Source organism: Mesorhizobium sp. M0062, assembly GCF_040323125.1.
In the GTDB taxonomy this organism is placed as follows: Bacteria; Pseudomonadota; Alphaproteobacteria; order Rhizobiales; family Rhizobiaceae; genus Mesorhizobium.
Genome location: NZ_JAMYUO010000002.1, coordinates 197,438 through 211,058 on the forward strand (window position 1 = coordinate 197,438; position 13,621 = coordinate 211,058).

Genomic DNA, 13,621 nt, shown 5'->3' on the forward strand with positions numbered 1-13,621 from the left:
GCTGACGTCATCACTCTGCGGCTTCACCCTTCACGCCGATGTCGTTGGCAACAGCGTCATTGGCGGCATCGACCGGACCGTCATCGAGCAGGAACCCGCCCGACTGGCGCTGCCAGAGCTGCGCGTAGAGCCCGCCGCTGGCGACGAGTTCCTCGTGCGACCCCTCCTCGATGACACGGCCCTTGTCGAGGACGACGAGCCTGTCCATCGCCGCGATGGTCGACAGCCGGTGCGCAATGGCGATGACGGTCTTGCCTTGCATGAGCTTGTAGAGATTCTCCTGGATGGCGGCCTCGGCTTCGGAATCCAGCGCCGACGTCGCTTCGTCAAGGATAAGTATCGGTGCGTCCTTCAACATAACGCGAGCAATGGCGATGCGTTGCCGCTGGCCGCCGGACAATTTGACGCCGCGGTCGCCGACATGAGCGTCGAGCCCTTTACGTCCGGTGTGATCCGAAAGCCTGCCGATAAACTCCAGCGCCTCGGCCCGCCCGGCTGCCTCGACAAGCATTTCCTCCGTCGCATCGGGCCGCCCGTAAAGAATGTTGTCGCGCACCGAACGATGCAGCAGCGAAGTGTCCTGCGTCACCATGCCGATCTGCGCGCGCAGCGAATCCTGCGTCACCGAAGCGATCTCCTGGCCGTCGATCAGGATCCGGCCGTTCTCGAGGTCGTAGAACCGCAACAGGAGATTGACCAGCGTCGACTTGCCCGCACCCGAGCGCCCGACAATGCCGACTTTCTCGCCGGGCTTCACCGTCAGCGACAGGTTCTCGATGACGCCCTTCTGCTTGCCATAGTGGAAACGAATGTCGTCGAAGCGGATCTCGCCCTTGGTGACGGCAATGTCCTTCGCCCCCGGCCGGTCTTCGACCAGGCGCGGCAGCGAGATCGAGGCGATGCCGTCTTGCACCGTGCCGATGTTCTCGAACAGGCTCGACATTTCCCACATGATCCACTGCGACATGCCCCACATACGGAGCACGAGGCCGATGACCACGGCGACGGCACCGATCGTCACCGCCTGGCCGAGCCACAGCCACAGCGCCAGCGCCGTCACCGAAAACAGGAGCAGCGCGTTGAGGATATAGAGCAGCCCGTAAAGCACCGTCACCAGCCGCATCGACCGGTAGACCGTGTCGAGGAAGCCTGCCATGCCTTCTTTGGCGAACGTTGCTTCGCGCCGTGCATGGGAAAACAACTTGACCGTCTGGATGTTGGTGTAGCTGTCGACGACGCGGCCGGTCATCGTCGAGCGCGCATTGGCCTGCGCCTCGCCGACCTTGCCCAGCTTCGGGATGATATAGCGCAACAACCCGATATAGCCGAGCAGCCAGACGCCGAGAGGTGCCGCCAGCCGCAAGTCGGCCGAGCCGACGATGAACAGCATGCCGAGGAAATAGACGATGACGTAATTGAGCACCTCGATCACCTTGATGACGCATTCGCGCACGGCGAGTGCCGTCTGCATCAGCTTGGTGGCGATGCGGCCGGCAAATTCGTCCTGGTAGAAGTTCATCGACTGCTTCAAGAGATAACGATGCACCTGCCATCGGATGCGCATGGGGTAGTTGCCCATCAGCGTCTGCTGGTTGAGCAAAGAATGCAGCCATACCGTACCCGGCAGCGCGAACAGCACGACGAAGGCCATGCCGGCGAGCTTCCAGCTCTCGGTCTGCAGGAAGGTTTCGCGGTTCTGCCCGGACAGCCAGTCGACGATGTGGCCCATGAAGCCGAACATCCACACTTCCGCGATGGCAATCGCCGTCACCAGCACCGCGTCGACGATGATGTATGGCCAGGCGCCGCGCGTATAATGCACGCAGAAGGCAACCAGCGTCTTCGGCGGCTCGACCGGTTCCGCTGCGGGGAACGGATCGAGCCTTCTTTCAAACCAGCTGAACATAGTGATGCTCACAAAACTTTTGTCCGCTCATGCGGCGCGGGAAAAATCCCCGGGGCGCTCCGCGTCCCCAGACCGTACGTCGGCGGGGACCGACGGCCCGGAATCACCCGGGCCATCGGTCCTGCTTCGCGCAATATAGGGACTTGCGGGCTTTTCACCGACAGGAGCCTTCGAATGAGCTGACGGCACGCCGCCGCCAGTCCGGTTTTTCGCGCCCGGCCGGATCAGCCGGATGATCCGGCGCACCAGCGACGGCCGGCTGTGGTCGGGAACCGCACGCGAGAAATCGACATCCGGCAACATGCCGCGATGCGGACGCCGGCGGGTCTGCGCGTGAACCGCCGACGAATAGGTCTCGCCGACCAGCAACGCCCAGGTCGCCGTCTTGCGTTCGTGCAGGCTTCTTGAACCCGGTATCTTATAGGGATCGAACATCGGTCCGTCCTCCGTGTGAAAATAGACATAAAAAGGCGAAGCAATGTCGTGCGCCGGCGTTCGGCCGGAGGCACGGATTGTATCCGTCGGGACACGAGGATAGGCCTCGGTCGCGACATGCTCAGCTGGGGCGCTTGGCCCCTTTAACCGGTTGAAAAACATCGCAGGATTCCTTCGAGAGCCGAAAATCGGGTTCGGCGGGAATCGGTGCGATCAGATCTAAGAAATCAGGTAAATCGTCGTACCGAAACCGCCAGCAGGCAGGTAAGCCCACGGGAGGGGCGCTGGATGTGCATGGTCATCATGAAATACCCCTCCATCGGTTCGGGTTGACAATGCGTGCGGTATAATCGACTTCGCAGAAAATGGCCACCCGCAGGTCCAGCAATTTCCAAAACCAGCCACCCGCTGTGGCCGATCTGCCACTTATTAGAAAGACGCGGAAATGAACCACCGTCTCCGCATCGCCCTCTACCAGCCTGACATCGCCGGCAACACCGGAACTATCCTGCGCTTCGCCGCCTGCCTCGGCCTTGGCGTCGACATCATCGAACCAGCCGGGTTTCCGCTCTCCGACAAAGCGCTCAAGCGTGCCGGGATGGACTACCTCGAAATGGCTGCCCTGACCCGCCATGTCGACTGGAACGCCTTCGAGGATTGGCGCAAGGGCGAAGCCTGCCGGCTGGTGCTGCTCACCACCAAAGCCGCGACCCCCTATGCGGGCTTCAGCTTCGCCCAAGGCGACATCCTGCTGTTCGGCCGCGAATCCGCCGGCGTGCCGGATCCTGTCCATCAGGCGGCGGATGGGCGGCTGACGATCCCGATGCAGCCGGGCACGCGCAGCATCAACGTCGCGCTGTCGGTCGCCATGGTCGCCGGTGAAGCCATCCGGCAGCTCGGCTAGACCCTTCAGCGCGTTGTCGTCATCGCCAACGGCCGTTGCGTCTTGCATCATTCTCACCCAGGCGCACATCGCCTTCTCCTCAATTGCCCTATCGACCTTTCCTGGCTACAAGCTCAACTTAAGTTGAGGTCAAGCGGAAAATCGAGATGGCTCCGGTAAAGGAATTGACGGTCGGCCAGTTGGCCATGCGCAGCGGCGTGGCGGTTTCGGCGCTGCATTTCTACGAGCGGCGCGGGCTGATCCGCAGCCACCGCACGTCGGGCAACCAGCGGCGCTATGGCCGCGACGTGCTGCGGCGGGTGGCAATCATCCGGATCGCCCAAGAGGTCGGCATTTCGCTAGCCGAGATCGGCGCCGCACTTGAATCGCTCCCAGAAGGCCGTACCCCGACGCGCGAGGACTGGAACCTGTTGTCGACCGGCTGGCGCGACGACCTCGATCGCAAGATCACTCAGCTAAAGAAGCTGCGCGACGGCCTGACCGACTGCATCGGCTGCGGCTGCATGTCGATCGACAAATGCCCGCTGCGAAACAGGGAAGATCGCTTGAGTGCGCAAGGGCCGGGCGCAAGGCGACTGCTTGCGGAATTCTAATCCGCCGCAGGCAGCCGCCGTATCGTGAATTCGATGACGTCGCCTGGCCGTTCGAACCAGCTTTCGATCTCGGTCCAGTAGGCCTGCTTGGGAAAGCGTTCGAACCATTCCTTGGCTTTGAGCCGCGCATCGGGGCGCGGCAAGACAAAGGTCTCCCGCAAAAACCCGTCACGCGGCATGCGCTCGCGCTCGGCGCGTGAACGATCGAGCCTTTTCTTCAGGCCATGCAGCGGCGGTCTTGCCGGCGTGCGCATGAAAGAACTCCTGGGCCGAACCAGATGACACTTGACCCTTGCCCCTAAGAGATTAGGGATCGCGCCCGGAAAAGGCTAGTGGTCCGATTCCAACATTCGCCTCCCTAATCCCCAGGCGCCGTTGCGAATGTTGGAATCACAAGGACCGCTAGCAAGTTTATGTTTCTAGCAGAGTTTTCGAATTTGACATTTGCGTCGTGCCCTGCGCCACGCTGTGTGCAAATGTCAAATTCACTCCACTAGGTCCTTTGTCGGCTGCGACCGGAGACAGCATTTTGGAACGACCAGAAATACCGGCAGGCCTGCCAGCCGACATCGAACAGAAGAAAATGAAGGCCAGGCTCTGGTTCGAGACGCTGCGGGAGCGCATCTGCACCACCTTCGAGCAGATCGAGCACGACTTGACCGGTCCGCTGGCAGAATGGTCGCCCGGCCGCTTCGAGAAGACGCCGTGGGAACGCGACAATGGAAAGGGCGGCGGCGGCACCATGTCGATGATGCGGGGCCGCGTCTTCGAGAAGGTCGGCGTCCACACCTCGACCGTCTATGGCGAGTTCTCGCCCGAATTCAGGAAGCAGATGCCCGGCGCGGAGGAGAATCCGAGCTTCTGGGCATCAGGCATTTCGCTGATTGCGCATCCGTGGAACCCCAACGTGCCGGCCGTGCACATGAACACCCGCATGGTCGTGACGTCGCGCCACTGGTTCGGCGGCGGCGCTGACCTGACGCCGGTGCTTGATCGCCATCGCACCGAAGACGACCCCGATACCATCGCCTTCCATCGAGCCATGCAGTTCGCCTGCGAGAAGAACGCTGCGATCGCCGACCACCCCAAATTCAAGGCCTGGTGCGACGAGTATTTCTATCTGCCGCACCGCCACGAGCCGCGCGGCGTCGGCGGCATCTTTTTCGACTGGCTGCATTCGGGGGAGGAGAAAGGCGGCTGGAATGCCGATTTGAACTTCGTCCAGGATGTCGGGCGTTCTTTCCTTGTCGTCTACGGCCACCTGGTTCGCGCCCATTTCAACGAGAACTGGACCGACGACGACCGCGACGAGCAGCTCATTCGCCGCGGCCGTTACGCAGAATTCAACTTGCTTCACGATCGCGGCACCATTTTCGGCCTGAAGACCGGGGGCAATGTCGCCTCGATCCTGTCCAGCCTGCCGCCGGAGGTCAGGTGGCCGTAAACTATCGGTGAGCGCAACGTGAGCCGCATTGACGTCCCATTCGCCGAATCTGGGCAGCCAATGTGGCATCGCCATTATCTTTTTCGTCTAATAGGCAATTGAAATAAAAAGACTATTTGTCGTTTCGGGCCGGGAAGCGCCGGCGGTTCAGTCCCGAACCGCGACACGACGCTACCGGACGGCCCTGAACAAGGCGGAGCATTTTCCAAACGGATGCCCGCATTTCCAGGAGTATTACATGCGAAAGCTCATTGTTTCGGCAGCCGCCGCTGCCCTTCTCGCTTCCGGTTCGGTCGCCTTTGCCGCGGTCAAGCACACCACCGGTACGGTCAAGACCTATGATGGCACGGCCATGAGCCTTGTTCTGGACGATGGATCCACCTTCACGCTGCCCCAGACCTTCAAGGATCCAGGCTTGAAGGCCGGCGAAAAGGTCCGCGTTTCCTGGGACATGAGCGGCAAGAACAAGGTTGCCGAGTCCGTCAAGATCGAGAAGTGACCGGGACAAGACCGAACGTTCTCGCCTTGGCTTAGCCCGGCAAGAGGGGCGGAGCAGCGCTGCTCCGCCTTTTTCGCACCCACGGCAACCAAAATGGTCGAACCGTGTTATGCTAGCTCCCCCGTGCGTGCCCCCGAAACCGACTGCTGTGACAGGGCGCGGAACAGAGATGGCGGAGCTTCGTGTGCCCATGAGAGACACAGGCTCCAAGGAGGAAAGGAGAAAATCCCATGAAGGAATTCCATTGCGGCTCGCTGGTTCCCGGCTGTGAGTGGCACACGCGTGCCGGTGAGGAAGCCGAGGTCATGCGCCGCGCCGTGGACCATATGCGCGAGACACATGGCGAAACGGTCATTCGCGAGACGATGATCGAGGCGATCCGCTCGCGCATCGAGAAAGTTCGCGACGCGGCCTGAGCAGTCCTATCTGGCCTTCAAGGCTTCCGCGGCGCGCTCCAGCAGCGCGTCGCGATCGAGCGCAAAGCCGGACCCGATCCATTCCTTTTCCAGGTTTTTCAGGATCGCACCGAGTATTGGCCCCGGCGACGCGCCAAGCGCCGTCAGATCGCCGCCCTTGACTGGGAACACCGGTTTTTCCCATTTCAGCGCAAAAGCGAGCAGGCGCGAAAACCCGCCGGCCTGAACCAGCGCGTCATTGTCCTCGAGAGCCCGCGCTCGCGCCGACGCCAGCGACAGCCGCAGGCGATCGAGAAAACCCTGGCGCTCGCCGGAATAGAGTTTCTTGGCCAGTTCCGCTTCGCTTGTCTTGGGCTCGACGGCAGCCGTCAGCGCCCAGTGGCGCAGGCGCTCCGCCTCAGTGGTCGAAAGTTTCAGCCGCTCGGCCACTGTCTTCATCCGCGCCGCATCGGGCGGCACGATCGCCTCCAGCCTGAGCAGCGGGTCCGGCGCCCAGCCCAGATCCTTCTCTGTCTTGGTCAGCCCATGAATGGCATCGATGCCCCATTTCTCGCTTTCCGGCAGGGCGCTGGTGAGCACGCCGGCCTGGCGCATCCACAGCAAGGCGCGCGACGGATCTGGGGCCGATAACAACTTCTTCAGCTCGGACCAGATGCGTTCGGCCGAGAGATGGGCGAGACCGTCCTTGAGCCGGGCGCAGGCCTTCAATCCCTCGGCATCGGGCCGACCCTCGCCATACCAGGCGAAAAAGCGGAAGAAACGCAGGATGCGCAGATAGTCTTCGCGGATCCGCTGCTCGGCATCGCCAATGAAGCGCAGCCTTCGTGCCTCGATATCGCCGACGCCGCCGACCAGGTCCACGACCGTCCCGTCAGCCTCCGCATAGAGCGCGTTGATGGTGAAATCGCGCCGTTCGGCGTCGGCCTTCCAGTCGCGGCCGAACGACACTTTGGCGCGGCGGCCATCGGTCTCGATGTCGGCGCGCAGCGTGGTGACCTCATAGGGCGCGCCGCCGGCAATCACCGTGATCGTGCCGTGCTCGATGCCGGTCGGCACCGCCTTGAAGCCCGCCGCCTCGGCGCGGCGAACGGTTTCCTCGGGCAGGCAAGTGGTAGCAAGGTCGATATCGGCGACCAGCTGCCCAATCAGCGCATTGCGCACCGCGCCGCCCGCGATGCGGGCTTCCTCGCCGCCCTGCGCCAGCACGGCAAGCAGCCGCTGCAGATGCTTTTCACCCAGCCAGTCGGCTCTGCCCGCCAGCGATATCGGATCACTCAAGCATAGAGCCTTTCATAGAGCGTGCGGATGATGCCGGCGGTGACGCCCCAGATGCGCTGGCCGCCATAGGGCATATCGTAGAAGAACCATTCCAGGTCGTTCCACATGCGGCTGTCCCTGGTGTGGTTGGCCGGATCCATCAGGAACGAAAGCGGCACTTCGAAGGCGGCGTCGACCTCGTCGGAATTGAGCGACAGCGTAAAACCGGGCTCGACGATCGCCAGCACCGGCGCGATGCGATAGCCGCTGCCGGCGACATAATCGGGCATGCGGCCGATGATCTCGATGCGGTCCTGGCCGAGCCCGATCTCCTCGAAGGTTTCGCGCAAGGCCGCTGCTTCCGGGGTCGCATCGGTGGGATCAATGGTGCCGCCGGGAAAAGCCACCTGCCCGGAATGGCTGCGCAGTTTTTCCGCCCGCTTCGTCAAAAGCACGGTCGCGTCGCGTCCATGATCGACGACCGGGATCAGCACCGCGGCGTCGCGCAGCGCTTTGAGCTGCGTCAACCGTGGATGGCCGGGGTTGAAGCGATGATCGCCATAATCGTCGCCGGCATGGGCTTCAGCTTGCGCCGCAACCCGCGCGCGAAAATCCGCTGTGGAAAACGGCGGCGGCCTCACCTGATCCATCATGCGCTCAGCCGCTTCAGTTTTTCCGCCGGCATGATCGGATAGATTTCGCCTTTCGAGCGCACGGCAAACATCGTCTTGCCGCCGATATCGATCTCCTCGCCATGCTCGACCAGTTCGTACATCACCGGCCGCGCCACCAGCGCTTCCAGCCTCCCGCGCACCAGCACATAGGGTTTCAGGCCGCCGGTCTCGTTCTCGTCGACGAAGCGCAGCGGATGGCCAGGCCCGGCCTCGACGACATCGCCGACATTGGTGCGGAAAGTGATGGTCTGCTCGGCGCCGGCGCCGGAAACATCCATTTCAACCGCGATGAAAGGCGCGTCCACGACGCGGATGCCGACCCGTTCGACCGGCGTCACCAGATAGGTCCTGCCATCCTCGTCCTTGCGCAGCACGCTGGAAAACAGCTGCACCAGCGGCATGCGGCCGATCGGCGTACCGAGATAGAACCACGTTCCGTCCTGTTTGATCTCCATGTCGAGATCGCCGCAGAAGTCGGGATTCCAGCGCTCCACCGGCGCCGCGCCCTTGCCGGCGCGAGCCGCACGCGAGATCAACGCTTCGAGACCGCGCGCCTCGGTTGCGGCAGCAAGGCTGTGTTCGCGATGTTCGGAGCGTTCCGTCATGGTCACGAAATAGTCACTGTTGTTCCGCTTGTCAGCCTAAGTCTGTGATTTAAATTCATTCGTAGGCGCCAGGCGAAGCCGAATCGCGGCATTCTAAGGCACTACAGTGCAAGCCGGTACTTCCAGCACAAGGATCGATGCGGCATGAGCGTAATGGTAAAGGAAAGCCCAATCAGCGAAAAGGACATGATCGCCCAGGCCGAGACGGCGCTGGCCGATATTTCCAGGGTGCGCGACGGCGTCGGCCGCGTCATTTTCGGCCAGGAAGTGGTGGTCGAGCGCACGCTGGTGGCGCTGCTTGCCGGCGGCCATGCGCTGCTGGTCGGCGTGCCCGGCCTTGCCAAGACCAAGCTGGTCGAAACGCTCGGTGTCGTGCTCGGCCTCGATTCGCGCCGCATCCAGTTCACACCCGACCTGATGCCGTCGGACATTCTCGGCTCAGAGGTGATGGAACAGGACGAGGCCGGCAAGCGCTCCTTCCGCTTCATCTCCGGCCCGATCTTCGCGCAATTGCTGATGGCCGACGAGATCAACCGCGCCTCGCCGCGCACCCAGTCGGCGCTGCTGCAGGCGATGCAGGAATATCACGTCACCATCGCCGGCATTCGCCACGACCTGCCCGCGCCCTTCCATGTACTGGCGACGCAAAACCCGCTGGAGCAGGAAGGCACCTATCCCCTGCCCGAAGCGCAGCTCGACCGCTTCCTGATGCAGGTCGACATCCTTTATCCCGAAATCGAGGCCGAGCGGCGCATCCTGCTCGAAACCACCGGCATCGAGGACGCCAAGGCGCAAAACGTGCTGCAGCCGGCGCGGCTGAGGGAAATCCAGACGCTGATCCGCCGTATGCCGGTGCCCGAAACCGTCGTCGACGCCATCCTCAAACTGGTGCGTTCGGCGCGTCCCGGCCAGGGCAATGCCGAGACCGACAAGCATGTCGCCTGGGGTCCCGGCCCGCGCGCCAGCCAGGCGCTGACGCTGTGCGCCCGTGCGCGCGCGCTTTATGACGGGCGGCTGGCGCCGTCGGTGGACGACATCCGCGCGCTGGCCGAACCGGTGCTGCAGCACCGCATGGCGCTGACCTTTGCCGCCCGCGCCGAGGGCACGACCGTGCGCGACGTGGTAGCGAAACTGGCCAAAGGAATCTGATGGCGCGTATCGGCGAAGTCCAGGCACCGGCAGCGACGCGCGACGCGCTCGCCAGGGGCCGGTTGCGGGCTTCGCTGGTGCCGGACCTGCTGGTCGAGGCACGCCGTATCGTCAATACGGTAATTGCCGGCTGGCATGGCCGCCGCAAGCGCGGCATCGGCGAGAATTTCTGGCAGTTCCGCCCCTATGTCGAAGGCGATTCCTCGCGCATCGACTGGCGCCGTTCGGCCCGGGACGACCACACCTATGTGCGCGACCGCGAATGGGAAGCAGCCCACACGGTGTGGCTTTGGGCCGACCCATCGCCCTCCATGCTCTACAAATCGACTGGCGCCAGCGTTTCCAAGGAATCGCGCGCGCTGGTGCTGGCACTGGCCATGGCCGAATTGCTATCTCGCAGCGGCGAGCGCATCGCGTGGCCCGGCCTGACCGATCCGTTCACCGCCCGCAACGGCGCCGAGCGCATCGCGGCGCAATTGATGCACGCCGCCGACCCGCCGGCAAAGCCTGACCTGTCCGCCGTCCGCCGCTTCTGCGACATCGTCGTCGTCAGCGATTTCCTCGACCCGGTCGAGGAGACCATGGAATGGCTCGATGTGCTGACGCGGCATGGCGTGCGTGCGCATCTGATCGAGGTTGCCGATCCGGCGGAGGAGACCTTTCCCTATGCCGGCCGCACCGAATTCACCGATCCCGAGACCGGCGACAAGCTGACCGCCGGCCGCGCCGAAATGCTCGGCGACGAATATCGCCTGCTCTACACCGCCCGCCGCCAGGAGCTGGCCAGCTGGTGCAAGCGCCTCGGCTGGAGCTATACCGTCAACCACACCGACCGCCTCGCTTCCGAGGCGCTGGTGCGCATCCACATGGCGATGACCGCCGATGGCGCATTCGTGGGAAGGGCCGGCGCATGAGCTGGCTGCCGCTCTCCTTTGGCGCTCCCATCGTGTTGTGGGGCCTGCTGGCGCTGCCGGTGATCTGGTGGCTGCTCAGGCTCACGCCGCCCAAGCCGCAGTCCGAAATCTTTCCGCCGCTGAAGATCCTCGCTCGCGTGCTGAAGCGCGAGGAAACGCCGCAGCAGAGCCCGTGGTGGCTGACGCTGCTGCGGCTGCTGATGGCAGCCCTTGTCGTCGCCGCTTTGGCCGAACCCGTCTTCAATCCGCGCGAAAAATTGCCGGCCGAGGGCGCCGCCCTGGCGCTGGTCATCGACAATGACTGGGCGAGTGCCGCCGACTGGGGCAAGCGCGTCGCCACCGCCCAGCGGCTGATCGCCGATGCCGGTTCGAACGGCGTACCGGTCGTCATCGCCTTCACCGCCGAAAAGCCGAACGCCGAGATCGGCCCCTTCGATGCGGCGGCTGCCCTCGACCGGCTGCGCGCCGCCAAGCCGAGGCCGATCCCGACCGACCGACCCGCTGTCTATGCCCGCGTCGCCGGCGTGCTGGAAGCCTTGCTCGGCGCCAGCGTTGCCGTTCTCGCCGACGGCCTTGCGGCAAAGGGCGACGAGGCCGCCTTCAACACACTGCTGTCGAAAAATGCCGCCCGTGTCGTCTGGGCCAATTCCGACCGGCTGGCGCTGACTGGGCTCACCGGCGCCGAGAACGAGGTCGACGGCTTCGCCCTGACCGCCATTCGCGCGCCCGGCGATCCGGCGCCGGCACAAGTCACAGCCGGCGCCTTCGACGACAAGGGCCGCCGCATCGCCGACGCGACGCTGACCTTCGCGCCGGGTGAGACCACCGCCACCGGCACGATGGCGGTGCCGTTCGAACTGCGCAACGACTTCGCCTCGATCGCGCTCGACGGCGAACGCCAGGCAGGTGCGGTGCGCGTGCTCGACGAAAGCTCCAAGCGCCGCCGCGTCGGACTTTTATCGCAGGCCGAGGCCGACCAGGCGCAGCCGCTTCTGTCGCCGCTCTATTACATCAGGCGCGCGCTGCAGCCTTTCGCCGATCTGGTCGAACCGTCGAGCGTCGATCTCGCCGACGCCATCCCGCAGCTTCTCGACCAGAAGCCGGCGATGATCGTCATGGCCGATATCGGTACCATTCCGCCGCAGGTCCATCAGCGGCTGGTCGACTGGGTCGACAATGGCGGCACGCTGGTGCGCTTTGCCGGTTCGCGGCTGGCCGCCGCCGGCAATGACGATGATCTGTTGCCGGTCAGGCTGCGCACCGGCGAGCGCTCGCTTGGCGGCGCGCTGTCATGGACAACGCCGCAAGCGGTGACCGAATTCCCGAAGAACGGCCCGTTCGCCGACCTCGCACCGCCGGCCGAGGTCACGGTGAGCCGGCAGGTGTTGGCCGAACCGACCCCGGACATCGTCGAACGCACCTGGGCAACCCTTGCCGATGGCACCCCGCTGGTGACCGGGTTGAAGAAGGGCAAGGGCACGCTGGTTCTGTTCCACATCACCCCGGAAGCGACATGGTCGACGCTGCCGATCTCCGGCAGCTTCGTCGAGATGCTGCGGCGCATCGTGCAGCTGTCGCGCAACCAGGGTGCGGCGGTCGCCAACGCCGAAGCCGCTGCTACGTCGCTGGCGCCTTATCGCATGATAGCCGCCGACGGCACTTTGGTGCCGCCGACGCCGGACGCACGACCGCTGGTCCCCGGCGCCGGCTCGCTGCCGGTGACGTTCGAGAACCCGCCCGGCCTCTATGGCTCGGAAACCGGCGTTTTCGCCCACAATCTGCTCGACCCGGCCACCGCCTTCGCGCCGCTGGTGCGCCCGCAATTCACAGTGCCGGTGACCAATATCCAGTACGCTTTCGATGAATCGCGCGACCTCAAGGGATCGCTGGTCACAGCGGCACTTGTGCTTATGCTACTCGACACGCTGGCGGTGTTCTGGATGGGCGGGCTGATGTCGCGCCGGCCGCGCCGCGCCCGCTCGGCTGCGGCAACGACGGCTGCGCTGCTGCTTGGCCTCGGCATGCTGTTTGGCCATGCCGACCTCGCCCGCGCCGACGATGCCAAGCCCGGCGATGCCGCGGCTATCGAGGATATTGCCAAGACCCGCATCGCCTATGTGCTGACCGGTGTGCCCGGTGACGATTCGATCAGCCGCGCCGGGCTCGAAGGCCTGACCCGCTTCCTGATCGAGAAGACCGCGCTCGAGCCGGGCGCGCCGGCGGGCGTCGATATCTCGAAGGACGAGCTTTCCTTCTATCCGCTGATCTACTGGCCGATCGATCCTTCCGCGCCGATGCCGAGCCAAGCCGCGATCGCCCGCATCGACGCCTATATGCAGCAGGGCGGCACGGTGCTGTTCGACACGCGCGACCAGTTCGCCAACGGCATCGGTGCGGATTCGGCGAGCCCGGCGACGGAACGGTTGCGCGACATTCTCGGCAATCTCAACGTGCCGCCGCTGGAGCCGGTGCCCGCCGACCATGTGCTGACCAAATCCTTCTTCATCCTGCCCGAATTTCCCGGCCGCTTCTCCGGCAGCCCGCTCTGGGTGGAAGCCTCGCTGGAGGCCAGCAATGCCGAGAATCGGCCGGTACGCGTCGGCGACGGCGTCTCGCCGATCCTGATCACCGCCAATGATTTTGCCGGCGCCTGGGCCGTCGACGAGAATGGTGACCCGCTTTTGCCGACCGTGCCATCGGATCCGATGCAGCGCATCTATGCGCTGCGCGCCGGCGTCAACATCATGATGTACATGCTGACCGGCAACTACAAATCCGACCAGGTGCACGTGCCGATCCTGCTCGAACGGCTGGGGCAGTAAGCC

At 64.1% G+C, this 13,621-nt stretch carries 14 protein-coding genes; 8 read left to right on the top strand and 6 right to left on the bottom strand.

Annotation, left to right across the window (positions count from 1 at the left end):
• Positions 1-10 precede the first annotated feature (10 nt).
• Together NKJ64_RS03165 and NKJ64_RS03170 are read right to left on the bottom strand one after the other, a co-directional pair.
• Positions 11-1,906, bottom strand: coding sequence for an ABC transporter ATP-binding protein (locus NKJ64_RS03165; RefSeq protein ID WP_023806007.1), 1,896 nt, complete (start codon positions 1,904-1,906; stop codon positions 11-13).
• 27 nt (positions 1,907-1,933) lie between these two features.
• Positions 1,934-2,503 (bottom strand): hypothetical protein, encoded by a 570-nt coding sequence (locus NKJ64_RS03170; RefSeq protein ID WP_031356133.1) that lies wholly within the window; start codon positions 2,501-2,503, stop codon positions 1,934-1,936.
• Between the two features lie 283 nt (positions 2,504-2,786).
• Between NKJ64_RS03170 and NKJ64_RS03175 the strand changes: the two genes are divergently transcribed.
• Both NKJ64_RS03175 and soxR read left to right on the top strand, forming a co-directional pair.
• A complete protein-coding gene (locus NKJ64_RS03175; RefSeq protein WP_023806009.1) occupies positions 2,787-3,245 on the top strand; it encodes a tRNA (cytidine(34)-2'-O)-methyltransferase in 459 nt (152 codons plus the stop codon).
• A gap of 146 nt (positions 3,246-3,391) precedes the next feature.
• Positions 3,392-3,838 (top strand): redox-sensitive transcriptional activator SoxR, encoded by a 447-nt coding sequence (gene soxR, locus NKJ64_RS03180; RefSeq protein ID WP_023806010.1) that lies wholly within the window; start codon positions 3,392-3,394, stop codon positions 3,836-3,838.
• Here the strand turns inward: soxR and NKJ64_RS03185 are convergent.
• Positions 3,835-4,092, bottom strand: coding sequence for a hypothetical protein (locus NKJ64_RS03185; RefSeq protein ID WP_023683688.1), 258 nt, complete (start codon positions 4,090-4,092; stop codon positions 3,835-3,837). The two genes, soxR and NKJ64_RS03185, sit on opposite strands and share 4 nt — an antisense overlap.
• A 275-nt stretch (positions 4,093-4,367) precedes the next feature.
• On the opposite strand from NKJ64_RS03185, the gene hemF reads away from it, so the two are divergent.
• The 3 genes from hemF to NKJ64_RS03200 all read left to right on the top strand — a co-directional run bounded on the left by hemF (position 4,368) and on the right by NKJ64_RS03200 (position 6,197).
• On the top strand, positions 4,368-5,282 hold the full coding sequence (gene hemF / locus NKJ64_RS03190; protein WP_352461956.1) for an oxygen-dependent coproporphyrinogen oxidase: 915 nt from the start codon (positions 4,368-4,370) through the stop codon (positions 5,280-5,282).
• Positions 5,283-5,520: 238 nt separating this feature from the next.
• The gene (locus NKJ64_RS03195; protein ID WP_023754584.1) at positions 5,521-5,781 is read left to right on the top strand and encodes a DUF1344 domain-containing protein; all 261 of its coding nucleotides are present in this window, start codon (positions 5,521-5,523) and stop codon (positions 5,779-5,781) included.
• A gap of 230 nt (positions 5,782-6,011) precedes the next feature.
• Positions 6,012-6,197, top strand: a complete 186-nt coding sequence (locus NKJ64_RS03200) for a DUF1059 domain-containing protein (protein WP_023670013.1) — start codon at positions 6,012-6,014, stop codon at positions 6,195-6,197.
• Between the two features lie 6 nt (positions 6,198-6,203).
• Here NKJ64_RS03200 and NKJ64_RS03205 read toward each other — a convergent pair whose 3' ends face one another.
• Genes NKJ64_RS03205 through NKJ64_RS03215 form a run of 3 tightly spaced genes read right to left on the bottom strand, consistent with a single transcriptional unit; the run spans position 6,204 to position 8,733 of the window.
• Positions 6,204-7,475: a CCA tRNA nucleotidyltransferase gene (locus NKJ64_RS03205; RefSeq protein WP_031196468.1), complete on the bottom strand. Its 1,272-nt coding sequence runs from the start codon at positions 7,473-7,475 to the stop codon at positions 6,204-6,206.
• Positions 7,472-8,104 carry a CoA pyrophosphatase gene (locus tag NKJ64_RS03210; protein WP_023724971.1) on the bottom strand — a complete coding sequence of 211 codons (633 nt, stop codon included), beginning with the start codon at positions 8,102-8,104 and terminating at the stop codon, positions 7,472-7,474. The genes NKJ64_RS03205 and NKJ64_RS03210 overlap by 4 nt, the downstream gene beginning before the upstream one ends.
• Positions 8,104-8,733, bottom strand: coding sequence for a DUF1285 domain-containing protein (locus NKJ64_RS03215; protein WP_023670010.1), 630 nt, complete (start codon positions 8,731-8,733; stop codon positions 8,104-8,106). The genes NKJ64_RS03210 and NKJ64_RS03215 overlap by 1 nt, the downstream gene beginning before the upstream one ends.
• Before the next feature lie 144 nt (positions 8,734-8,877).
• Here NKJ64_RS03215 and NKJ64_RS03220 point away from each other — a divergent pair, with 144 nt between their 5' ends.
• From NKJ64_RS03220 to NKJ64_RS03230, 3 genes are read left to right on the top strand one after another with little or no spacing between them, the layout of a single operon-like run.
• A complete protein-coding gene (locus NKJ64_RS03220; protein ID WP_023754586.1) occupies positions 8,878-9,882 on the top strand; it encodes an AAA family ATPase in 1,005 nt (334 codons plus the stop codon).
• On the top strand, positions 9,882-10,796 hold the full coding sequence (locus tag NKJ64_RS03225; RefSeq protein WP_352461957.1) for a DUF58 domain-containing protein: 915 nt from the start codon (positions 9,882-9,884) through the stop codon (positions 10,794-10,796). The genes NKJ64_RS03220 and NKJ64_RS03225 overlap by 1 nt, the downstream gene beginning before the upstream one ends.
• On the top strand, positions 10,793-13,618 hold the full coding sequence (locus tag NKJ64_RS03230) for a DUF4159 domain-containing protein (protein ID WP_023825366.1): 2,826 nt from the start codon (positions 10,793-10,795) through the stop codon (positions 13,616-13,618). The genes NKJ64_RS03225 and NKJ64_RS03230 overlap by 4 nt, the downstream gene beginning before the upstream one ends.
• The last annotated feature ends 3 nt before the right edge of the window (positions 13,619-13,621 follow it).

Coding starts and splice junctions, on each gene's coding strand:
- NKJ64_RS03185 (WP_023683688.1), bottom strand. CDS start 4,092: ATGCGCACGCCGGCAAGACCGCCGCTGCATGGCCTGAAGAAAAGGCTC.
- NKJ64_RS03210 (WP_023724971.1), bottom strand. CDS start 8,104: ATGGATCAGGTGAGGCCGCCGCCGTTTTCCACAGCGGATTTTCGCGCG.
- NKJ64_RS03175 (WP_023806009.1), top strand. CDS start 2,787: ATGAACCACCGTCTCCGCATCGCCCTCTACCAGCCTGACATCGCCGGC.
- NKJ64_RS03225 (WP_352461957.1), top strand. CDS start 9,882: ATGGCGCGTATCGGCGAAGTCCAGGCACCGGCAGCGACGCGCGACGCG.
- NKJ64_RS03215 (WP_023670010.1), bottom strand. CDS start 8,733: ATGACGGAACGCTCCGAACATCGCGAACACAGCCTTGCTGCCGCAACC.
- NKJ64_RS03220 (WP_023754586.1), top strand. CDS start 8,878: ATGAGCGTAATGGTAAAGGAAAGCCCAATCAGCGAAAAGGACATGATC.
- soxR (WP_023806010.1), top strand. CDS start 3,392: ATGGCTCCGGTAAAGGAATTGACGGTCGGCCAGTTGGCCATGCGCAGC.
- NKJ64_RS03170 (WP_031356133.1), bottom strand. CDS start 2,503: ATGTTTTTCAACCGGTTAAAGGGGCCAAGCGCCCCAGCTGAGCATGTC.
- NKJ64_RS03230 (WP_023825366.1), top strand. CDS start 10,793: ATGAGCTGGCTGCCGCTCTCCTTTGGCGCTCCCATCGTGTTGTGGGGC.
- NKJ64_RS03195 (WP_023754584.1), top strand. CDS start 5,521: ATGCGAAAGCTCATTGTTTCGGCAGCCGCCGCTGCCCTTCTCGCTTCC.
- NKJ64_RS03200 (WP_023670013.1), top strand. CDS start 6,012: ATGAAGGAATTCCATTGCGGCTCGCTGGTTCCCGGCTGTGAGTGGCAC.
- NKJ64_RS03165 (WP_023806007.1), bottom strand. CDS start 1,906: ATGTTCAGCTGGTTTGAAAGAAGGCTCGATCCGTTCCCCGCAGCGGAA.